At 61.6% G+C, this 19,970-nt stretch carries 19 protein-coding genes and 1 tRNA gene; 5 read left to right on the top strand and 15 right to left on the bottom strand.

Annotated features, from left to right (window positions below; all coding sequences use genetic code 11):
- Window positions 1-14: 14 nt before the first annotated feature.
- A complete protein-coding gene (locus tag IQ782_RS29650) occupies window positions 15-1,151 on the bottom strand; it encodes a citrate synthase (RefSeq protein ID WP_240989037.1) in 1,137 nt (378 codons plus the stop codon).
- Window positions 1,152-1,226: 75 nt separating this feature from the next.
- On the opposite strand from IQ782_RS29650, the gene IQ782_RS03045 reads away from it, so the two are divergent.
- Entirely contained in the window at window positions 1,227-2,576 is a 1,350-nt protein-coding gene (locus IQ782_RS03045; RefSeq protein ID WP_194133109.1) for a CoA transferase, read from the top strand.
- Window positions 2,577-2,579: 3 nt separating this feature from the next.
- Here IQ782_RS03045 and IQ782_RS03040 read toward each other — a convergent pair whose 3' ends face one another.
- From IQ782_RS03040 to IQ782_RS03005, 8 genes are all read right to left on the bottom strand, one after another.
- Window positions 2,580-3,356, bottom strand: coding sequence for an enoyl-CoA hydratase-related protein (locus IQ782_RS03040; RefSeq protein ID WP_194133108.1), 777 nt, complete (start codon window positions 3,354-3,356; stop codon window positions 2,580-2,582).
- A 78-nt stretch (window positions 3,357-3,434) separates the two neighbouring features.
- Window positions 3,435-3,959, bottom strand: coding sequence for a DUF2087 domain-containing protein (locus IQ782_RS03035; RefSeq protein WP_240989036.1), 525 nt, complete (start codon window positions 3,957-3,959; stop codon window positions 3,435-3,437).
- 182 nt (window positions 3,960-4,141) lie between these two features.
- Entirely contained in the window at window positions 4,142-4,639 is a 498-nt protein-coding gene (locus IQ782_RS03030; protein WP_194133107.1) for a cytochrome c-type biogenesis protein, read from the bottom strand.
- Window positions 4,636-6,603, bottom strand: coding sequence for a heme lyase CcmF/NrfE family subunit (locus IQ782_RS03025; protein ID WP_194133106.1), 1,968 nt, complete (start codon window positions 6,601-6,603; stop codon window positions 4,636-4,638). The genes IQ782_RS03030 and IQ782_RS03025 overlap by 4 nt, the downstream gene beginning before the upstream one ends.
- A gap of 98 nt (window positions 6,604-6,701) precedes the next feature.
- Window positions 6,702-7,253, bottom strand: a complete 552-nt coding sequence (locus IQ782_RS03020) for a GNAT family N-acetyltransferase (RefSeq protein WP_194133105.1) — start codon at window positions 7,251-7,253, stop codon at window positions 6,702-6,704.
- A 111-nt stretch (window positions 7,254-7,364) separates the two neighbouring features.
- Window positions 7,365-7,634, bottom strand: coding sequence for a 50S ribosomal protein L27 (gene rpmA / locus IQ782_RS03015; RefSeq protein ID WP_194133104.1), 270 nt, complete (start codon window positions 7,632-7,634; stop codon window positions 7,365-7,367).
- 22 nt (window positions 7,635-7,656) lie between these two features.
- On the bottom strand, window positions 7,657-8,226 hold the full coding sequence (locus IQ782_RS03010; protein WP_194133103.1) for a 50S ribosomal protein L21: 570 nt from the start codon (window positions 8,224-8,226) through the stop codon (window positions 7,657-7,659).
- Window positions 8,227-8,493: 267 nt separating this feature from the next.
- Window positions 8,494-9,315 carry a DUF2059 domain-containing protein gene (locus tag IQ782_RS03005; protein ID WP_194133102.1) on the bottom strand — a complete coding sequence of 274 codons (822 nt, stop codon included), beginning with the start codon at window positions 9,313-9,315 and terminating at the stop codon, window positions 8,494-8,496.
- 184 nt (window positions 9,316-9,499) lie between these two features.
- On the opposite strand from IQ782_RS03005, the gene IQ782_RS03000 reads away from it, so the two are divergent.
- Window positions 9,500-9,589 (top strand) — tRNA-Ser (locus IQ782_RS03000).
- Window positions 9,590-9,830: 241 nt separating this feature from the next.
- Here IQ782_RS03000 and IQ782_RS02995 read toward each other — a convergent pair.
- The 3 genes from IQ782_RS02995 to IQ782_RS02985 all read right to left on the bottom strand — a co-directional run bounded on the left by IQ782_RS02995 (window position 9,831) and on the right by IQ782_RS02985 (window position 11,954).
- Window positions 9,831-10,385 carry a hypothetical protein gene (locus IQ782_RS02995; RefSeq protein WP_194133101.1) on the bottom strand — a complete coding sequence of 185 codons (555 nt, stop codon included), beginning with the start codon at window positions 10,383-10,385 and terminating at the stop codon, window positions 9,831-9,833.
- Window positions 10,386-11,014: 629 nt separating this feature from the next.
- Window positions 11,015-11,362: a hypothetical protein gene (locus IQ782_RS02990; RefSeq protein WP_194133100.1), complete on the bottom strand. Its 348-nt coding sequence runs from the start codon at window positions 11,360-11,362 to the stop codon at window positions 11,015-11,017.
- A gap of 301 nt (window positions 11,363-11,663) precedes the next feature.
- A complete protein-coding gene (locus tag IQ782_RS02985) occupies window positions 11,664-11,954 on the bottom strand; it encodes a hypothetical protein (protein ID WP_194133099.1) in 291 nt (96 codons plus the stop codon).
- A 601-nt stretch (window positions 11,955-12,555) separates the two neighbouring features.
- On the opposite strand from IQ782_RS02985, the gene IQ782_RS02980 reads away from it, so the two are divergent.
- Window positions 12,556-12,963: a type II toxin-antitoxin system HicB family antitoxin gene (locus IQ782_RS02980; RefSeq protein ID WP_194133098.1), complete on the top strand. Its 408-nt coding sequence runs from the start codon at window positions 12,556-12,558 to the stop codon at window positions 12,961-12,963.
- A 237-nt stretch (window positions 12,964-13,200) separates the two neighbouring features.
- Here the strand turns inward: IQ782_RS02980 and IQ782_RS02975 are convergent, their stop codons facing one another.
- Window positions 13,201-13,557, bottom strand: a complete 357-nt coding sequence (locus tag IQ782_RS02975) for a recombinase family protein (RefSeq protein WP_194133097.1) — start codon at window positions 13,555-13,557, stop codon at window positions 13,201-13,203.
- A gap of 343 nt (window positions 13,558-13,900) precedes the next feature.
- On the opposite strand from IQ782_RS02975, the gene IQ782_RS02970 reads away from it, so the two are divergent.
- A complete protein-coding gene (locus tag IQ782_RS02970; protein WP_194133096.1) occupies window positions 13,901-14,671 on the top strand; it encodes a hypothetical protein in 771 nt (256 codons plus the stop codon).
- Window positions 14,672-14,901: 230 nt separating this feature from the next.
- Here IQ782_RS02970 and IQ782_RS02965 read toward each other — a convergent pair whose 3' ends face one another.
- Window positions 14,902-15,129 carry a hypothetical protein gene (locus IQ782_RS02965; RefSeq protein ID WP_194133095.1) on the bottom strand — a complete coding sequence of 76 codons (228 nt, stop codon included), beginning with the start codon at window positions 15,127-15,129 and terminating at the stop codon, window positions 14,902-14,904.
- A 205-nt stretch (window positions 15,130-15,334) separates the two neighbouring features.
- Here IQ782_RS02965 and IQ782_RS02960 point away from each other — a divergent pair, with 205 nt between their 5' ends.
- Window positions 15,335-15,496 (top strand): hypothetical protein, encoded by a 162-nt coding sequence (locus IQ782_RS02960; RefSeq protein WP_194133094.1) that lies wholly within the window; start codon window positions 15,335-15,337, stop codon window positions 15,494-15,496.
- 927 nt (window positions 15,497-16,423) lie between these two features.
- Here the strand turns inward: IQ782_RS02960 and IQ782_RS02955 are convergent.
- Window positions 16,424-19,399 (bottom strand): SIR2 family protein, encoded by a 2,976-nt coding sequence (locus IQ782_RS02955; RefSeq protein ID WP_194133093.1) that lies wholly within the window; start codon window positions 19,397-19,399, stop codon window positions 16,424-16,426.
- Window positions 19,400-19,970: the final 571 nt, after the last annotated feature.

The raw sequence follows: 19,970 nt of genomic DNA, 5'->3' as shown, positions 1-19,970 counted from the left end.
TGTGTGGCAGGGCATTATCCCGCTACGTAGCGCGCCCGCGGACGGATCACAGCGCCACTCCGTGCCTGCTCGCGCGCATGGGCGATCCAGCCCGCCAGCCGCCCCGCGGCAAACAGGGTGAACCCCGCGTCCCGAGGCAGGCCATGCGCCAGTTCCAGCGCCGCCAGCCCGGTGTCGACGTTCGCCGCTTGCCCGAGCCGCGCAGAGAGCCCGCGCTGCGCGTGACGCACCGGGTGGTCATGCGGCAGTCGCTCCAGCAGCAGCCGTGCCCGGGGATCACCGTCGAGATAGAGCGGATGACCATAGCCGAAGCCGTAGGGCGATTGCCCCTCCTGTGAAGCAAGGAAGGTCTCCGTCTCGCCCCGCATCGCCGCCTCCAGCGCCGCACGCGCAAGTGCCGAGGCTCCGCCATGCCGCGGCCCACTCAGGGTTGCGAGCCCGCAGAGCAGCGCGGCAGGCAGGCTCGCCCCGGTCGAGGCGGCGATCCGCACGGCGAACGTGGATGGGTTCAGCTCGTGATCGCTCAGCAGCACCAGCGCCCGGCGGATGTCATCCTCGCCACGCCCGTCAAGGCCCCAGGCCCCTCCGAAGCGCGCCGTCAATACGCCGCCCCCGGGCCGCCCCAGCAGCGCGTTGGCGACCAGGGACATCAGACGTGCCGCCTCCGCGCCGAATTCGGTGTCTCTGAGATCACCGAGCGGCACCGCCCCGTCGAGCTCAGCGGAGAGCGCCTGCACGGCCCGCGCCGCAGGCCTCTCTCCGGCGCCTCGCGCCGGCGCGTCCGGCAACTCCAGCCGGTCAAGGCCGCAGAGATGCGCCGCCATCCGTTCGGGAGTCATGCTCTCGGCGCACGCCTCGACCGAGCGCCCGCGCAGCCAGAGCATGCCGTCCCGCACCTCGGAAATCGCGGTTTCCAGCACCGGATCCCCCCAGCGGATCGCCTGCTCGGCCACTTCGGCGCGGGCGCGCGGGCGGCGGTTCTGGCGCAGCAGCGCCTCGGCATCGGCGCGCGCGTAAAGGCTCCGGCGGGCATCGCCAGCATCGGCCTGCGTGCGCAGCTGGCCGCGGCTGACGTAGGCATAGAGCGTCTGGGGCTTTACCCCGAGCAAGGCGCAGGCCGTTCCGGCGTCGATCCAGTCGCGTGAATTCATATTGATTATATTGATCAAGATTTACAGCCGGTCAATCCGGGCCTTTCATGGAGGCCAACTTCCAAGGAGGCCGCGATGACATCCTTTTTCGACCAGCAGATCAGCGCAGCGCTGGGGCAAGATTTCTGCCCCGCGCTCGCAGCCACGGAAATGACTGCCGCCGAGCTGCCGTCCTGCTTCCGCGTCACGGAGCTTGCCGCTGCCGCGACCAAGGCCGCCGCGCTCGAGATGGGCGCGCTCCTGGGCGCGCGGCAACTGCGGGTGGACCGGCGGCTGGCCGCGCTGTGGTTCGACCGGACGCTGCGGCCGCAGGGCTGGGAACTGCCTTCAGCTTGGGATCCGATCGCCGGGGATTATGCCACGGCGGACGGCTGGATTCGCCTGCACACCAATGCGCCGCACCACCGCGCGGCGGCGCTATCCGTGCTCGGCTGTGCCGCAGAGAAACCCGCCGTCGCGGCGGAGGTCGCCAGGTGGCGTAAGGGCGCGCTGGAGGAGGCCGTGGTCGCGGCAGGCGGCGCCGCGGCGGCGATGCACGGACTGAAAGACTGGGCGGCGCACCCGCAGGGCCGCGCCGTCGCGGCCGAGCCGCTCATCGCCTGGCAGGAGACCGGCAGCCGGCCCGGCCCGGTTCCGGTCCGCGGGCTTCGCGTGCTCGACCTGACACGCGTACTCGCGGGTCCGGTGGCGACACGGTTCCTTGCCGGCTTCGGCGCAGAGGTGCTGCGCATCGACCCGCCGTTCTGGGGCGAGCCGGGTGTCGAGCCCGAGGTCACCCTCGGCAAGCGCCGCGCCGGTCTCGACCTGACGAAACCCGCGGACCGCCAGAGCTTCACCGCGCTGTTGAAGGGCGCCGACGTGCTCGTGCACGGCTACCGTCCCGGCGCTCTGGAAGGGCTTGGATTCGGCGCAGAGGCCCGCCAGCGCATGGCCCCCGGCCTGATCGATGTCAGCCTCAATGCCTACGGCTGGACCGGGCCCTGGAGCGGGCGGCGCGGTTTCGACAGCCTTGTGCAGATGAGCTGCGGCATCGCCGACGAGGGGATGCGGCGCAGCGCCGCGGCGCGGCCCGTACCGCTGCCGCTGCAGGCGCTCGACCATGCGACGGGCTGCCTGATGGCCGCCGCCGTGCTGCGCGCGCTGCGGCAACAACAACGCGACGGACGTATCCTCTCTGCGCGGCTGTCGCTGGCCCGCACCGCCGCGCTGCTGGTGGCCGCAGGCGCGCGCCAGATGACCGGCGCGCCCATCGCTGCAAGCGAGGCCGATCTTGCCGCCGAGACCGAGCAAACCGGATGGGGCCCGGCGCGGCGGCTGCGCTTCCCGGTCACGCTTGACGGGCAGCCGCCGCGCTGGACGCACCCCGCCGGGCCGCTGCGGATCGATGCGCCGCGCTGGCCGGAGGGTGCGGCCGCCGCCGGGTGAGCTTCAACGTCCCTCGAATTTCGCGGGGCGCTTTTCGTGGAAGGCCACGACGCCCTCCTTGAAGTCCCGCGTCATGCCGCATTCGCCCTGGAGCTGCGCCTCGAGCAGGAGTTGCCCGTCGAGATCCTTCTCGAAGGCCCCGCGGATGGCACGCTTGATCCGGGCATAGGCCTCGGAGGGACCCTGCGCGAGATGCGCCGCCCGCGCGCGCCAGATCGCCTCGAACTCGGCGTCGGGCACCGCCTCCCAGATCATCCCCCAGCGCTCGGCCTGCGCCGCGCTGATGCGGTCGGCGAAGAGCGCCGCGCCCATCGCCTTGGCAATGCCCATCTGCCGGGGCAGCATCCAGGTGCCACCGGCGTCGGGCATCAGGCCGATACGGGTGAACGCCTGCATGAAGAAGGCGCTCTCGGCGGCGATCACCACGTCGGCGGCCAGCGCAAGGTTGGCCCCGGCCCCCGCCGCCGCGCCGTTCACCGCGGCGATGGTCGGGCGCGGGCAATCGACGAGCGCGGCCAGCATCGGCATGTATTCGTCGCGCAGCACCCGCTCGAGGTCGATGTTCGCCGCGCTCTCCCGATCGCCGAGGTCCTGCCCCGAGCAGAAGGCCCGCCCCTCGCCGGTCAGCACCACCACCCGCGCGTCCTTGCCGCCAGCCTGGATGGCATGGGTCAATTCGGCCCGCATCGGCGCGGAAAGCGCGTTCATCACGTCGGGCCGGGCCAGGGTAATCAGCGCTACGTCGTCGGCGATCTCGTAGCGGATGGTGTCGTACTGCATGGGGTCCTCCGGGTTTGCGCGGTTGCGCGCGGGAACTCTCCCCCGCGCGCGCCCGGGGCGCAAGCCCCCGCACCGCCCTCAGCGCGCGCGCAGCGCCGAGATCAGCGCAAGGGCTTCGGCGCTCGGGCGGGTCTCGACGCGCAGGTAGACCGCGCCATCGCGCGTGCGCTCGAGCATCCGGTTCTCGACCATGCTGCGGCGGACCTGCGCGGCATCGCGGAAGGCGCAGAGCGCATCGAGACGGGCGCTGATCTCGCGCTCGGTGAAGGCTGTGCGCGGCGGGATGCGGGCCCAGAGCGCCCAGAGACAGAGCCCCTGGATCGCCGTGCGGCCCGGAAAGCGCAGCAACAGCCCCTGCCCGTCGAAATGCCGCAACGCGCGCGACACCAGCTGCGGATCGGCCTTGGGCGCGGGCGTGACCTTGGCGCGCAGGTGCTGGTAGTTGCGGTAGCCCGCGGCGCGGGCGATCAGGCCCAGCATCTGCTGATGCGACGGAGCCGCCTCGAGACCGGCGCGCAGCGCGCGCGCAAAGCCCGAGAGGTCGTCGATGGCAAGCGGAATGGTGTCCCGTTTCAGGGACTCGTCCTTCAGGGGGTGGGTCATCGGATCCTCCAGATCCTCCGGCGCCTTTTGCCCGACCCCTTGCGGGGCTGGAGTTCCGCCCTTGTCCGTCAGGCAGCGCCGGATGGTCCGGGACAGCTCTGCGATCCGAAAGGCAGGTTCAGCGTACCCGGAACACCGGGCGGCGGAGACTGGGTGGACTGCCGACCCTGCCGGCAGTCCTATCAGGAGGAGCTGCCCTCGTCCAGAATGCGCTTCAGACGGGCTTCTTCCTCGGGGCTGAGCCCGGCCTCTGTGCGCGCCTCGGCGCGCGAGCGGCCGCGCAGATAGACCGCCGCGACGATCAACGCGAGCACGAAGAGGATCGGCCCGGCGGCCCAGAGCAGCCAGTTCCAGCCCCGCGTGGTGGGTTGCAGCAGGACGAATTCGCCGTAGCGGTCCACCAGGTAGGCCACCGCCTCGTCGTCGCTGTCGCCGGCGACCAGCCGCTCACGCACCAAGAGGCGCAGGTCGCGGGCGAGCGCGGCGTTGGAATCGTCGATGTTCTCGTTCTGGCAGACGAGGCAGCGCAGGTGCTTCGAGAGATCCCGCGCCCGCGCCTCGAGCGCCGGGTCGGCGAGCATCTCGTCGGGCTGCACCGCATGCACCACGGCCGCCTGCATCAGCGGAAGGGCAAGCAGCGCCAGCAAGAGCAGCGCACGGAAGGGCTTTGCGAAAGTCATTCCGCGGGCACTCCGCGCGCCGGTGCCGTCTTGCGCGCGCCCGCGGCGACGCGGAAGCGACGGTCCGACAGGCTGAGGGCACCGCCGAGCGCCATGAGGATCGCCCCGCCCCAGATCCAGTTGGCCAGCGGTTTCACGTAGACCCGCATGGTCCAGCCACCGCCCGCCTGCGCATCGCCCAGCACCACATAGACGTCCCGCAGGAAGCCGCCGTCGATGGCCGCTTCGGTGGTCGGCATCCCGGCCACCGGATAGCTGCGCTTCTCGGGGTAGAGATGGGCAATCTCGGCCCCGTCCCGGCGCAGCGAGACCTCTCCCATGTCCGAGAAGTAATTGGGGCCCTGCACGCGCTCGACGCCGAGCAGTTCAAGCTCGTAGGCCCCGACGGTGAAGGGGGCGTTCATCTGTGCGACGCGGATGTCCTCTTCTTCCCAGGCCATCAGCCCGGCAACGCCCAGCATGGTGACGCCAAGACCCGCATGGGCCACCGCCTTGCCCCAGTCGGCGCGCGGCAGCCGCGCGAGGCGGCGCCAGTCGCGGCTCTGGCCGATGCGGCCGAGCAGATCGGTGGCCGAGCCAGCGACGAGCCAGGTGCCGAGGAAGACCCCAATCGGCCCCATCAGGCTGCGTCCGGTCTGCATCGCCCAGACCAGACCCGCCAGCGCCAGGGCCAGCACCAGCGCCGGCACCAGCTGCTGGACCACCCGGCCGAGCTTGCCGCGTTTCCAGCTGATCATCCCGCCGATTGGCAGGATGAGCCCCAGCAGGACCATGAAGGGGGTGAAGGCCATGTTGAAGAAGGGTGCGCCGACCGAGAGCTTGCGGCCGAAAAGCATCTCGGCGACCAGCGGCCAGAGCGTGCCGGTGAAGACCACGAAGCAGGCCACCGCGAGCAGGATGTTGTTCAGCACCAGCGCCGACTCGCGGCTGACGAGGCCGAAGACCCCCTTGGCCTGCATGACCCCTGCCCGCGCGGCATAGAGCGTCAGCGCGCCGCCGGTGAAGAAGACGAGGATGCCGAGGATGAACACGCCGCGTTGCGGGTCCGAGGCGAAGGCATGCACCGAGGTCAGCACGCCCGAGCGCACGATGAAGGTGCCGATCAGCGAGAAGCCGAAGGCAAGGATCGCCAGCAGGATCGTCCAGCTCTTCAGCGCCTCGCGCTTTTCCACCACGATGGCGGAATGCAGCAGCGCGGCGGCCAGCAGCCAGGGCATGAACGAGGCGTTCTCGACCGGGTCCCAGAACCAGAAGCCGCCCCAGCCCAGCTCGTAGTAGGCCCACCACGAGCCAAGCGCGATGCCGATGGTCAGGAAGACCCAGCTCAGCAGCGTCCAGGGACGCACCCAGCGACCCCAGGCGGCATCGACCCGCCCTTCGATCAGCGCGGCAACCGCGAAGCTGAAGCAGATCGAGAGGCCGACGTAGCCGAGGTAGAGGAACGGCGGGTGGAAGGCGAGCCCCGGATCCTGCAGCAGCGGGTTGAGATCCTGCCCGTCGAAGGGCGGCACCGCGAGGCGCAGGAAGGGGTTCGAGGTGAAGAGGATGAAGGCGAAGAAGGCCACCGCAACCGAGGCCTGCACGGACAGCACCCGCGCGCGCAGCGTCGGCGGCAGGTTGCCCCCGAACCAGGCCGCCATCGCGCCGAAGAGCGCCAGGATCAGCACCCAGAGCAGCATCGAGCCTTCGTGGTTCCCCCAGACGCCGCTGATCTTGTAGAGCATCGGCTTGGCGGAATGCGAATTCAGCACCACCAGCCGCAGCGAGAAGTCCGAGGTGATGAAGGCGTGCATCAGCGCGCCGAAGGACAGCGCGACCAGCAGGAATTGCGCCGTGGCGGCAGGCTCGGCGACGGCCATCCAGCCGGGCCAGCGCTTGTGCGCCCCGATCATCGGCACCACCGCCTGCACGCAGGCAACGAGGAAGGCGAGGATGAGCGCGAAATGTCCGAATTCGGTGATCATGGCTCCGCTTATACGAGGCAAGCGAACGCCCGGCCAACGGAATTCGTAGGCCGGGCGGGATCACATTGTCGCGGGGGTGGCGCGGCGCGGGGCCGCGCTCAGTCCATCCGACGCAGGTAGGTCCATGTGGGCACTGCGGAATTGCGCGCAACCGAGAAAGCCTCGGCGTCACCGATATATTCGAAACCGCAATTGGTCAGCACCCGCGCCGAGGCGGCGTTGTCCTGGAAGACCGAGGCGAACATCGTGGCGCTGCCGAAGGGGTTGGCCTGCACCATCGCGCGGACCGCTTCCGAGGCATGGCCGGTGTTCCAGAACGGCGGCGCGACCCAGTAGCCGATCTCGGCCTGGTTGCCATCGGTCAGACGCTCGAGCGAGATCAGCCCCATCACCTCGGCCCCGCCTTGCTCGGAGGCATCCATGGCCCAGACGTCCTCGACCCGCTTGGGATCCATGGAGCGGGCGATGAAGGCCTCGGTCGCGCCCGGCGGCAGCGGGTGCGGAATCGAGGTGGTCATGCGCGCGAGGCGCAGTTCGGACGTGTAGTGGGCGATCATGCCCGCATCCGAGCGGCGCAGCGGCCGCAGCAGGAAGCGGGGTGTCTCGATAACCGCCTGCGCGGCCAGCTGGTCGTCTTCGGCCAGACTCATGGTCTTTCTCCTCTTGTGCGAGAAATCTCGCGGGCCGCTTCGTCTCCTCCCGAAACGGAGAAGGGGACCGGCCCGTGCCGATCCCCTCCAATTTTGCGATCCGGGATCAGCTTACTCAGCAGCCTCCGCCACCGGCAGGACGGATACGAAGGTGCGGCCCTTCAGGCCCTTGTGGAACTTGACCGAACCTTCGGCCACGGCAAAGATCGTGTGATCCCGGCCCATGTCCACGCCTTCGCCCGGCCAGAACTTGGTGCCGCGCTGACGGATGATGATGTTGCCCGGAATGGCCGCCTGGCCACCGTAGAGTTTCACGCCGAGACGGCGGCCAGCGGAGTCGCGGCCGTTACGGGAGCTACCGCCTGCTTTTTTATGTGCCATGGGTTGGTCTCCTTAATGTCTATCAGGCCAGGGTCTTGGCCTGCTCAACCCACTCGGGCTTCACCTTGACGGCGTCGAAGCTCTCGGGGTCAACGGCTGCGAGCTGTGCGAAGGTGGTGATACCAGCTTCGTTCAGCTTCTTGGCGGCGGCGGGGCCGACACCGGTGATCTGGGTCAGATCGTCGCCTGCGGCGGCTGCTTTCGGGGCAGCTGCGGCCGGAGCGGCTTTCGGAGCGGAGGCTGCGCCGGTGGCGGCCTTCACGCCGGTGCCTTCGGCGCCGGATGCGAGGATCTCGGTCACGCGCAGCAGGGTGAGCTGCTGACGGTGGCCACGGGTACGCTGCGAGCCGTGCTTACGGCGACGCTTCACGAAGCTGATGACCTTGTCGCCCTTGATCTGGTCGATCACGGTCGCCTGGACGGCGGCACCGGACACCAGCGGAGCACCAACGGTGACGTTGTCGCCGCCGAGGATCAGCACTTCGTTGAACTGAACGGTTTCACCCGCGTCTGCAGCCAGCTTTTCCACGCGGAGCACGTCGCCCGCCTGGACCTTGTATTGCTTGCCGCCGGTTTTCATCACCGCGAACATCTGCGTCTTCCTTTGTCTACCGCGTCCTGTGGCGCCCCGGTTTGTTGGGGACTTCGTGGTGCGGGGTATCCCGCTCCGCCGTCGAACAGCGCGCCCTTTCGGGCTGTATGGATGTAAGAATCGAAAGCGGGGCGCGCAATGGCCCCGTCACGAGGCCCGGCTTATCGGGGCAAATTGCCCATGTGTCAACCCGCGCGCCACGGTTTTTCCCCTTACGCGCGCGTGTGGTCGAGCGGGTGGTCGACACGTCCCGCGGTCAGCACGGTTTCAGAGCTCCTGCCCCAGCATCTCGTGGGCGGCTGCAAGACCCAATCCGTACGAGATCTCTTCATACATATGGTTGAACCCCGCGAACAGCGCCTGGTTCATCGCCTTGCCCTCCGGTGTCTGAGAGATGTCGATATAGTCGTCCAGCGCCTGGTCCGAGAGCGGCTGGTAGGCGAGCAGCAGGTAGCTGTAGAGCCATTCGCCGGTGTCGACCCGCGTCGCCTCCTCCTGCATCCAGACCTCCTCGACGATCTCGGGCTCGGTCATCTCGAGGCCGCCGCCATCCACCAACCCGAGGTAGAACTGGAAGCTGGCATTGAGCGCGCCCACCACGTTGGTCTCGAGCAGGTCGTTGGCGGCGACGAAGCGGTCGAGCTGGTCGAGACGCGGCTCACCGGCAACCGACCGTTCCCGCCATGCCTCGCGCGCCGCCGCTTCGACGGATTCGGAGATCATTTCCCGCCGTGCCTCGATCTCGAGGGTCACCACCTTCTGCCCCTCGGGGCTGGTGAAATAGTCCAGCAGCGGCGCCGCATCGGTGTCGCCGAAGCTCTCGAGGAATCGCGCACGCACGACTTCGGCCATGGCATCCGGGGCGTAAAGCCTGTCGACCGAGCGCTGCCAGCCCGCCGTCTGCCCGGCCGGAAGCAGATCCTGCGCCATGTCCGTCGAATAGCCGCGCCCCTCCTCGCGCATGATCTCGATGATCTCGTCGATCTTCAGGGCTTCCAGCAGGTCCTCGGCGGGTCCGGCCTGCACGGGCAGCGCCATGGGCAGGAAAGACAGGAAAACGGCGAGGTAGGCGGCAGGACGCGGGAACATGAGATGGGGTACTCCGGGTATGTCAGCCCCAGAGCCTAGGGCCGCGCCGATGCATTTCCAAGGCGACCAAATGCGCCGGTGGCGGAGCTTCGCCGGAAAAGATTTTCGTCCGGATGAAAAAACTTCAAAATTCCCTGTTGCACCCCCCGAAGCTTGTCGTTAAACGGCCCCCCACGACCCCCGCGGAGAGGTGCCGGAGTGGTCGAACGGGGCGGTCTCGAAAACCGTTGACCCTTCACGGGGTCCCAGGGTTCGAATCCCTGTCTCTCCGCCACTTTCCCTTTAACGCTCTGGTAGCGTTGGGAAAGTGCCCACCCCGGTGGATACCGGGAGATCCGAGCAAGCGTGCAGGACCATGGCAGAACGCCCCCAAGGGGCGCGCGCCATGCCGTGCTTGCGGTCGCTGCGCGGCAAGTGCCTGATAGCTCCCCTCGGAACGACAGCGCGGCGCAAGGGATCCCCCCTGCGCCGCGCGTATTTCGATCGCCGATCAAGCGGCGGACCGGCTTTCCGGTTTAGGCTGCCACGTCCGTGCGCGGGGTTTCGCCAGTCTGCTCCGTCGCGGCGCGGGCGGCGGCATAGGATTCGGCCCCCCGGCGCAGGCGCGACGCGAGGTCGCCCTCATCGGATTTCGAACCCATCTGCGCGATCACCAGAGATTTCACAAAGCTTTCCTGGGTGGCGATTGCCTGCGCCCGCGCCTCGGCCAGCGCGTCGGCGGCACCAGCCGCGCCAGAGGTTTCGACCGGCCCGCCCGCCGAGGCCACGGAACCTGCCGCAGCGGCCTGCGTGCTGCCCGCCGATGCCGGGGCGTCTGTCGCGGAGGCATCCTGAGCCACCTCGGACGCGGGCTCGGGCGTCGTGTCGCCCGCCGCGCTCTCGCCGGTCGTGGCGGCAGCGTTCCCGGATGCGGTTTCCGGCTCTTGCGACGCCTGCACCTCTTCCACCTGCAGATCTTCTTCCTGCGCCGTGTTGTTGGATTGCGCTGCGCCGGTGGACGAAGCGTTGGCAAAACCGCCAAAAATCCCCGAGTAGCCGCCCGAGCTGGCCCCCGAAATCAAACCAAACATTTACATACACCTTTCTGGTCAGTACCGGCCCCTTCTGGTGGCGAAAAAAGGAAGAAATGCGGCGCATCCACGGAGTCACCGCGGCGCCCGAGGGGAAATTTGACGACGCCCCAGCATCTTAGCCGCTGGCACCCGCCTTTTCGCTCCGCCGAGAGGGCTCGGCCACAAGACCTCCGTCGCGTGCGAGGTCAAGCGCGGGCCATGGGATCAGCGCTGGTCGCGCCGGATAGCGCTGCGTGCAACACCCGCCAATCGCCGATCGCCTGCATCTTGCAGGAGCGCATGGGCTGCGCACCGCGGAACAATGCGCTGCGCTGACGGGGGGCAGAAGGTGCGAGACGCTGCGGCAACGAGGCTTCGCGGAAAGCTGGAAAAATCTCAGCTTGGTACCCAAGGCCGGACTCGAACCGGCACGCCTTGCGGCGGGGGATTTTGAATTTGGTCAACTCAGCGCGAAATCAGCCGCTTAACCCCATTTCGCTCACACGGACATTCAGTGAACGAATCGCGATGTGTGAATTCCCCCTCGCGCAACCATACCGCCCGCAAAAGGCATGAAGAACGCAGCCGCATGCGATACGGTCACCAGTACTCACGCCTGCCGCCAACCCCCGCCTCCTCTACTGGACCTAAAGCGGCCACCAGCCGTCCAGACATTCTGCGGGTAAGCCCCCGCACCCGAGTGGCGCAACGAAGCACCAGTCCATCATGTCGCCGCGACACCGCATGACCGCGTGCAATCCCGCGAAGCGCTTAGTCCCGCCGAAGTGCCCAGGCTTGATCTCCCACGGCGCGAGGTCATCCTTGATCTTCACCAAGACCGGCGTGCCATCCTGCGGCGCATCGCTGATGGAGCGCATGGCGGATTGCCGCTTCATAGCCCCGATGGAATCATGGACCGCCACGCGGGCATTCTGCCGAAGGTCGTGCACCGCGGCCTCCGGCACGACATGTCCTCGCAGCTCTGCCAGCCACATCTCTGACTGCGCAAGCCAGTGAGCGGCCGTCCCGGCAATTTTCTAAGCATCAGCCATGCCCTTTCTTCTTTCAAGGACTGGCTCACGGCTCAATGACCGAGGTCGGCCGCAAATACTCTTACTCGCCCAGAAGCATCAGTTCTCCCGGCGTCATATTTATCTGAAGCCTTTTGCTCCACAGAAAGCAAGCCGTAACGGTCAAGAGCCTCACTTGAAGTCACGACCACCACACGTCTTTTGCCATCGAATGCTTCCAATAGGGTCTCAAAATTTGACGAACTCCCACTTAAACCGGAAAACTTTAGCACCATATTCTCTCACTCCTATTTGGACTTGCGGGACGCATGTCCGAAAGATCGTCGCCCGGCTCGATCCTGTCGAGTTCGCCCTTCACTGCCACCTTGCGCGCCGCCAGCTCGGCAAGCAACCACGCGGCTTTCTTCTCCGAAAGTCCAAAGCAGAACGGCGCGGCGATCACCATCGTGTCGCCTTCCATTACTGCGTCCAGAAGATCATTGCGGCCGGCGAACTGTGAGCGCGGGCGCATAGAACCGGCAAGCGCTTTGATGTGAACAAAGCGTGGCGGCGCCAAGCCATTTATTTTCCGCCCACGATGCACTTCTTAAATCACCTTTTCGCCCACCAATCCAAGGATTTTCGGTGCACGTAGGTTCAGTGACCTGGAATGCACTTCGTAACTCGTAGCCTGCATCGCTGCCCCCTTGGCTTGCGTGATAAAACGCACCCGAGGCTCGCTCCGGGGCTCAAGTCCTGCCGGGCCCACCAACACACCGAATTTCCCCTTTAAAATCAGTGCAGATGTGGACCGCGATCTAGGGATGTGGGTCCATATGATATCAATGACTTACATCGCAGGTGGACCACGATTCCCGGCGCGTGGCGCAGGTCGATAGTCGCGCGATCTCAGCTCGATAAATTCCACACATCTATTGAATTCCACACATGTGTGGAATACCTTATCTTCATGAACAGCGCAGAACTCAAGAAGCTCCTAGCCAAGCACGGCTGCATCTTCGAAGCCAAGCGCGGCAAAGGCGGACACATCACCGTCAAGCTGGGCGACAGAAAGACAGTGATGCCCGTTCATGGATCGCGGAAGAGGTCTCGTCGCGAAGATCAAGAAAGAACTCGGCATCGAATGATGCCGGGGTCACCCGCAAAGGAGAAACCAAATGCTCAACTATCCGATCAACGTAGAGCCGGACGGCGACGGCTATCTGGTGACCTGTCCTGATCTTCCCGAGGTGACCTCTGATGGAGACACGCTAGAAGAGGCATTCGCAAACGGAGCCGATGCCGTCGAGGAGGCGCTGGCCGGCCGCCTTGATGATTTCGACGGAATTCCCCACCCTTCGGTGGGTGAACTGACCGTGGCGGTTTCTACCCTAATCGGGCTGAAGGTTCAGCTCTATTGGGAACTCGAAGCTCGCGGCTTGTCCCGCGCCGATCTGGTCAGAACTCTCGGCTGGTCGCGAACTCAGGTGGACCGCCTTTTCGCCCCGAGGCATGCGACGCGGCTTGACCAGTTCGATGCAGCCTTTGAAGCGCTAGGAAAGCGCATTCTGACGGTGGCTGCTTAGGAGCTCGATCTTACCTGAAAGACAGAGGGGCGCCACTGGCCCCCTTTATTCATACAGCCATACCGACCGCACCAGGCATGGAGCAAGCAGCCGCACGCGATGCGGTCGCCAGTGCCGACACCAGATGCCACGCCGCGCTCCTCTACCGAACGATCCAGAGGCAAAGCCCGAAGCCACAGAAGAAGCCGAGGGCCGCGCTTCCGGCCATCACGAAATCAACAGACATGCCCTCGCTCCTTACTTGGACTTCGCGCGGGCCTTGGCCTTTGCCACCCGCACATGATGGACGTTGTGCGCGCTCGCCACGCGCCGCAGCATATCGGAATGATCGTCGCCGGGTTTGAGCGTGTCGAGGTCGCCGTTGACCGTCACTACCGCGCCGCACTCGGCCAGCTCGGCGAGGAACCACGCGGCATCCTTCTCCGAAATCCCGAGGCATAGCGGCGCAGCGATGACAACCGTGTCGCCCTTCCGTGCACCCTTGAGCAGCAGGTTGCGCTCTTCGAGCTGCGAGCGCGGGCGCGTAGAGCCCTTCGTGATCTTGTCCTGCCAGCACGTGCCGAACTCGCTCATATCGACGCCCAGAGCGCGCATGACCTCGCGCTGCTTTGGCAGCGGCGGACGCCCAGGAGCCTCAAGGATATATCCCCAGATTATGGACAAACTTACCCCTCATACCATCTCTGAGAACACTCAGCTCTAAGTTAGCCAGGTAAGTCAAAGCGCCGTCGAGATCGCACCGAGGGCAGCTTCGCGCAGTTAGCCGACCAGCCTCCGTAGAGTACATTTCCCGAAAGCTGCCCTTCAGGCGGGGCGCCGCGTTCGGCTCCACCGAGCCCAATCTGACGAGCATTCTGCATCGCCGCGAATGTCGATATATTTTTACGTCAAACTGCTTTAATATTCCCGTTATCAGAATCTGAAACGAGTGTAGTCTATGGAAGATCCACTGAAGATTGGCTCAACGACTAGCACGGGCCAGATCGTCAAAGAGGTTCTAGGCCAGTCTAAGACGGCAGCAGTCTACTTCACCGAAGACAAGCATTTAAGGTGGGACTACTATGGCGATGGCGGTGAAATACCAGACTACAAGAAACCGGCAGTGAGTGAATTTAACGCACTAATGCAGACTATTAGAACGTATTTGCCAGACCAGCGCACAGACGATCATCTAAAACTTCTTGGAAAATCACTATTCCAAGCGCTTGACTCAACAAGCAATCAATCGCCGCAAGATCACTTCGAGAGCATCATCACCTCCATTGAGGAGCTTGCACAACAAAATGCTCGATTCTCTTACGTAACCTATTGTTTTGCCGCATTGGGTATCATTATTTCTTTAGGGCTCCTTGCCGCTTGGGCATTTTCCTTTTCAGGCGAGTGGGAGGTCGGCAACTGGTGTGGCTTGATGGGAGCTGCTGGTGCGGCCATTTCTGTCGCGCACCGGATAACGAGCTTAAAAATAAACTGGAAGTCACAACGCAAGATGATCATGGCTGAAGGCGTTGCCAGGGTATTAGTAGGTTTTTTCTTTGGAATCTTGTTTTGCATGATGTGTATGAGCGATCTTGTATTGGGTATGCTCAAGGAGAATTCCCTTGCCCTAATGGTGTTCGCCACAATCGCTGGGTTCAGCGAGCGATTTATCCCGGAACTGATGGAAAAGCTCGAGGCCAGAGCGGGAGAAGGTGCCCAATCTCACTCCTGATGTTCGCTCAAAGATTGTTCGTAGGATCAGACTTCCTTTAAACAGCCTCGTAGCATTCTGATTGTCACGTCATCTTCGTCCGCACACTGCTCGGCGCCGCTCTCGCGATGGAGCTCCGCTTCGCTGAGCAAGGCACTTCCGAGCGAAGGGCAAGTTCGGGCTGGGAGCGGCCGGACGGCCTCGGTCCGGAAAACCCGACATAAACAAATCAGAATAACTGAAAGATTCCGCTACGAGGGCTTTGTGAGCTTCCTGCTAATCTCACACAGGACGCCCAGCACCACCCCCAAGAACACCAAACCAGCACCTTGCCAAAAAAGGAGGCCATACGGCTTTAGAGATGCCCTATTGAAGTCGGGTGAGTACATTTCAGGCGCAAAATAGTAAGCGCCGGCAATTGCTGCCAGGCCAGCAAGCACCGCGATTCCAGCAAGAACGCCGCCAATTTTCGTGAACATCGCCTCATCCCCTCGTACACACTGAATTTTCGTACGACAGAGCACATCCGTTTCCAAGAGTTGCGGCTACTTCGCCGCGAGGCCTGTGTCCAGAAAACCCGCAGTGGCAGCTCAGCACAGGTTGGGTGCAGCGGGCGGCGAGCATTGGATTAACCTTCCGTTCAACATTTACCCATATGCTGAGCTGAGGGGAAGGAGCGCCATGATGAAGAACACCGTGTCCTTGAGCGACGTGATGTCCGACTACATCAGCCGGTACGGGCTTACCGAAAAGGCCAGAAGGTTTTTTCTTGAGCGAGTGGAACAAGAAGCCGCGTCCGAGGGCTGGAGCCGTGCGGCAGAGCAAGACAAGCCGTGTTCGAAATAGCGCGGCAGCTTTCTCGTTGGCCAAATCGCAGGGAAGCCTCGGTCGTTTTCTGACGCGACGATCGTGTCATGCGGCATAGGATAAGCTTGGCAGCCAAGCGGACAAAGGAGGCTTGCCATGATCTCTCCGCCGACTTTTTCCGAGCTCATTCCCCCCACAGCCCTCGACGCAATCGAAGGGTGCCCTTTTGCGAATGAAGGGGCGATCACAGCCCTGAGGTTTCGCGAGACACCCTATTGGCATTCTCTTCTCCGATGCAGGCACCTCGGGATCCACCGTCCCGACGGCCGCATCTGCAACTGGACTGCTCGGATACTGACGAAAGACAAACGATACATCCAGAAGTGCTTGGGCCCCGCCCTGGACCTTGGACGCGGGCAGGTGGCTTTCGGACTCGCCTCGAACACCTGTGGCACTCGTTCCAACGCGAGGATTGGCGCGACCACGCGCGGGTTGAAAGCAAAGGTTCGCATCCCAAACAGGCATTTGCGCGAGGAAGCCAAGAGGTTATCCAGCTCTTCGGCCGCCTCCAACCTGACTGACCAAGCCGGTATGCAATTGGCGGCGCTGACGCCGGACCGAATGTCGTGAAAGGGCTGACATCAGCCGTGCGCGGGGCCTGGCTCGACCGGCAGCAAGGCGCAGATAACTGTCGTTCACCGCTGCACCCGTGCAGCCCAGACATCTCAGACTACAGAGGGTTGATGCGCCTCGCGGGTTGGACGGAATTTCATAGTCCGCCCATCGCATGCCGCCACATCTTTAGCACCAGGGCCCAAATGCAGGTCTAAATTTTCGTTCGGACCGTATGGGTGATAAAAGGTGTTGCGCAACCCACTCCGAAAGAAAGGACTCGGACGGTGCGACGACGATGCGCGGGTTCTAGAAATGCAGACTCAAGAGAGACCAAATCCTGTAGGTGTCCTACTAGTAGCCGCTCCAAATGCCTGCTTTGTCCATTTTTCCAAGAGCATTCTTTACATCAGTTTTGCTCGGAATTTTCTTCTTGCTATCCCTCCTTAACCTAATAAAGGTTATAATTTCCTTAAGAACCTTCCGATCAGACTCCGTGTTAATCTCATTTTTGAACTGATCAAAGGCCACCTCCGTCATATGCCTCAAATAAAGATCATCCTTTGCGAAGGTTATAATCAAGTTCTGAGCCGCCTGTTTCCAACCAGCAGGCTTGCTCGTAATAATAAGTCTAAAATTTATCAGGCGTTCGTACTTACTGCCACTCCCAGTGCGGGATATTTCAAGAAACAACTGACCAAGCTTTCGGCTTCCGAAGTGCGTGGCGATGCCTTTTGATATTGAGACCGGTAGCGCGAAAGTTACCATACTCAACATGACTTCCGACCCTTCTTCAGAATCTTTGGAAATTTCCGTTGGACCCTCAATAAGGTTGACGTAAGTAAATCCGTTCCACGAAAAGTGCTTTTCTTCGGCGATCAGTGGTGCGAAGACTGTCGCTACCTCGTATGCCAGCTTATTAACCTTAAGGACCGATCTAGCCGCCGCTAGCTTAACTATGCCGCTGGCAGACTTAGAGCTTTCTACGGCGGTTCTCAAAGCTCCGCCAATCATAGACACGTTCTTCTCAGACGCCATAAATTTCATGATGGATATCTTCTGGTCGTCAGTTCTCCTTTCAGCCTGAATGGAACTCTTCAGCTTATCCAACTCAGAGCTATTCGCCGGACCACTCTCTATCTGCTTTGCCAGCTCTTCCCAATGCTTTGGTTCATCAGCTGATATAATCCATGTCGCCTGCTCATGCAAATCGAGTCCAGATATAGGATACTTCTCATAGAAATCCCCGAAGGCGCGATCAAGTTGCAGAGAAATACGAGAGATCACCTTACTCGAGTCCGCAAGTATTCCGCAGAGCACCTCAATGAGGCCATCGAGTTCAAAATGACGGTCCTCCGCTAGGCACGTATCCAGTACTTCGGGACGAGATGAAATGTAATGCCCCACAAAATAACTGAAGAACATCTTGTATCTAAATCGATATACACCAAATTCCTCCGACACAATCTTTCCAAGCTTCAAGTCGCCGAGAATTTCGACACCCTGAAAGTCGACAAAGTTATCTGATTTGTACTGTCGGCAATATTCTCTCCATTCAGAAAGGGAGAAAGTGGACCTGTTCTCGTCAAAAAGTTGGAAGGCGAACTTCGAAATTAAATCAACTTTATTCTCAGAGTTAAACGCATCAGAGTATGCGTCGCTGGGGCGCGCCAAAGCTTCAACAATGAACCTTTCGACGATGTGAAGCCGCGACACCGGAGAAAATGCGCCATCTCGGCACAAGACGCTCGCATATATAATAACATTTGAAGGCGTCAGCGGGATGCAGAGTTGCAGAAGGTCGGAATATACCTTCTCAACGATGGCGGACCGTGTGTCAGTATTTACGCCGGAGGCAACGACCTCAACGATCTCTCTAATATTGGGTCGCGTCAAACCGCGCAAATGGATCCTACGAAATCCGAGTTCCAAAAGCTCCTCATTAAAGTCCTCGGAACCAAAGACATTTCGCTGTAGAACAACCAAAGACACCTTCGGAAAAGTTGATGTAAGCTCCCGCAAGAGCCTCTGATGATCGACCGAGGAAAACCCATCAATGACGACAGAGAACTCGCTCTCTCCATTGAATTCCGAAAACTCTTCGTCTTGCTCAATTTTCTTCCGATATTTTGGTAGATCAGCAGCGATCTTAAAAATCGATCGCCGACCTGAAGCATTCCTCTCATCGACAATTCTTCTACCGACGTTAGTCAATCCATATTCGTGAGGCGCCGATATAGCAATGTGCTGAGAAGAGCTTACCACCTCCGAGATTGGTACATTTCTCTCAACCCCACTCCCACATGAAGCATCTATTTCCCAAAGATTAGGATCACAATATATCTTCTTGGCGCCAATACTAAAGAGGCTGCTTTGATAACTAACCTGAGTGCTCGCACGCTTCGGCTGATCCTCTACGATACCGCGCTCTTTTTTTGACCTCGGGAAACGGGAGCTGAGCACCTCCAAGACCTTCAGAAGGCCTTCGTGAGGATTTGGACCTGCGTTATCTACCGGGTAAAATATTACCTCCATCTTATATTTGACAGAAAACTTACGTCTTTCTAGAACTGCATTGAATTGCTTTGCCACATCGACTCCAACCACCGCAAAGTGTGCAGTCTCGCCAGATAGAGGCCTCATAACACTCTCGAGAGCGTTAACAACAAATGGATCGGAGAACCCAAAACCCAGCGCTAGCACTCTCGAATTTCTAAAGATTCCCCTTAGAAGATCTTCCTTCGATTCTTCACGATAATACCCTTGGTAATCATCGCCACTCAAAATTATACTACTGACATCGTTGACATGTCCGTGCCAGTGCAGAATTGGAGGGATTGATAATTTAGCATCTTTCCGTTCCCACTCAAGCGTTTCCGCATCTTGGCTCCCCGATATACTCCCTATATGCGCCCCCAAAAGAGATGACATAGATGACTCAAGACCAAGATCATAATTTAGGGTCAAGAATTTAGAGAAGGATGTGGATGCGATAAGTTCGTGCGCCTTAGTCTGACAGTCATTCGCACGAAATATATTTGATATTTTTTTACGCGCCTGAGCGTCTCCATAGGCTCGCACGAATTCGTCAACCACGTAGAGGAGGTCCGTCGTTTCTTCGAGAAGTGCTTGGGCATCCAAGTCCGATATTCTACCCTCTGTCTTTGCTGTTGTTATTAGGGTACGGACAAGAGCCGGCCAAGACGGAAACTTAGGCATACTAGTACCCGCACCCGTGAAGGCCAACATTTCTCCTTGCTCCATAGCTTCCAACAGCTTCGCAAACACCGAAGCATTCCCCGGGAAGACATCGTCGAATATTCTCATCATTTACGCAGGCCTTAACTTTACAAAGTTTCGCCGTAAGTTAATGATGCTCTTGTCGCTTCGAAAGCCAAAAGACAGGCTCGCGCGTGTAGAATTTTAGGGAGAGGTGCCCAGCGGTTACACACGCCAACTCTACGGAGGTGATCACCTTACCCCGACGGCTCTTCTTGGCATGCCCGCGGCACTTACTCAGCTGTCAGAATATTCACCGGCTTTTGGGCGAGACGTGTGGGCATGGTGAGCTTCGCACGTTCGTCTGCAAGGGGCTGCAAGCAGCCGAACGGCCTTGTCCAGAAAACCCGCGCAGCGAGCGGCTCTACTGAAGTCAAACGCTACCCTGATGGATAGCGAGATCGCTCCTCTGCGCCGTTCCCCACCCATCCTCGGAGCTCGTGCGACGGTCGCGCACGATGTAGCAGTTAGGCTCCAGCGCATTGTTTTGTACGCCGGGCAAGTAAACGGTTTGAAGGTATGAGCAATGATCAAGGGTCTCATGAAACTAGCAGGATACCGCGTCGAGTATGTGTGCGACTGGGGGATCTATGACCGTCGATATGGCGATTTCGAGTACCAC

The organism is Salipiger mangrovisoli, assembly GCF_015223355.1.
Classification (GTDB): domain Bacteria; phylum Pseudomonadota; class Alphaproteobacteria; order Rhodobacterales; family Rhodobacteraceae; genus Salipiger; species Salipiger mangrovisoli.
This window is presented reverse-complemented; position numbering and strand designations above follow the sequence as displayed.

What these genes read in the sequence shown, in the direction of transcription:
- IQ782_RS02960 (WP_194133094.1), top strand. Translation starts at nt 15,335, where the DNA reads ATGAAGAACACCGTGTCCTTGAGCGACGTGATGTCCGACTACATCAGC.
- IQ782_RS29650 (WP_240989037.1), bottom strand. Translation starts at nt 1,151, where the DNA reads ATGAATTCACGCGACTGGATCGACGCCGGAACGGCCTGCGCCTTGCTC.
- IQ782_RS03005 (WP_194133102.1), bottom strand. Translation starts at nt 9,315, where the DNA reads ATGTTCCCGCGTCCTGCCGCCTACCTCGCCGTTTTCCTGTCTTTCCTG.
- IQ782_RS03025 (WP_194133106.1), bottom strand. Translation starts at nt 6,603, where the DNA reads ATGATCACCGAATTCGGACATTTCGCGCTCATCCTCGCCTTCCTCGTT.
- IQ782_RS03035 (WP_240989036.1), bottom strand. Translation starts at nt 3,959, where the DNA reads ATGACCCACCCCCTGAAGGACGAGTCCCTGAAACGGGACACCATTCCG.
- IQ782_RS03020 (WP_194133105.1), bottom strand. Translation starts at nt 7,253, where the DNA reads ATGAGTCTGGCCGAAGACGACCAGCTGGCCGCGCAGGCGGTTATCGAG.
- IQ782_RS02970 (WP_194133096.1), top strand. Translation starts at nt 13,901, where the DNA reads ATGGAAGATCCACTGAAGATTGGCTCAACGACTAGCACGGGCCAGATC.
- IQ782_RS02975 (WP_194133097.1), bottom strand. Translation starts at nt 13,557, where the DNA reads ATGCGCGCTCTGGGCGTCGATATGAGCGAGTTCGGCACGTGCTGGCAG.
- IQ782_RS02995 (WP_194133101.1), bottom strand. Translation starts at nt 10,385, where the DNA reads ATGTTTGGTTTGATTTCGGGGGCCAGCTCGGGCGGCTACTCGGGGATT.
- IQ782_RS03040 (WP_194133108.1), bottom strand. Translation starts at nt 3,356, where the DNA reads ATGCAGTACGACACCATCCGCTACGAGATCGCCGACGACGTAGCGCTG.
- IQ782_RS02980 (WP_194133098.1), top strand. Translation starts at nt 12,556, where the DNA reads ATGCTCAACTATCCGATCAACGTAGAGCCGGACGGCGACGGCTATCTG.
- IQ782_RS03010 (WP_194133103.1), bottom strand. Translation starts at nt 8,226, where the DNA reads ATGTTCGCGGTGATGAAAACCGGCGGCAAGCAATACAAGGTCCAGGCG.
- IQ782_RS02965 (WP_194133095.1), bottom strand. Translation starts at nt 15,129, where the DNA reads ATGTTCACGAAAATTGGCGGCGTTCTTGCTGGAATCGCGGTGCTTGCT.
- IQ782_RS02990 (WP_194133100.1), bottom strand. Translation starts at nt 11,362, where the DNA reads ATGTGGCTGGCAGAGCTGCGAGGACATGTCGTGCCGGAGGCCGCGGTG.
- IQ782_RS03030 (WP_194133107.1), bottom strand. Translation starts at nt 4,639, where the DNA reads ATGACTTTCGCAAAGCCCTTCCGTGCGCTGCTCTTGCTGGCGCTGCTT.
- IQ782_RS02955 (WP_194133093.1), bottom strand. Translation starts at nt 19,399, where the DNA reads ATGATGAGAATATTCGACGATGTCTTCCCGGGGAATGCTTCGGTGTTT.
- IQ782_RS03045 (WP_194133109.1), top strand. Translation starts at nt 1,227, where the DNA reads ATGACATCCTTTTTCGACCAGCAGATCAGCGCAGCGCTGGGGCAAGAT.
- rpmA (WP_194133104.1), bottom strand. Translation starts at nt 7,634, where the DNA reads ATGGCACATAAAAAAGCAGGCGGTAGCTCCCGTAACGGCCGCGACTCC.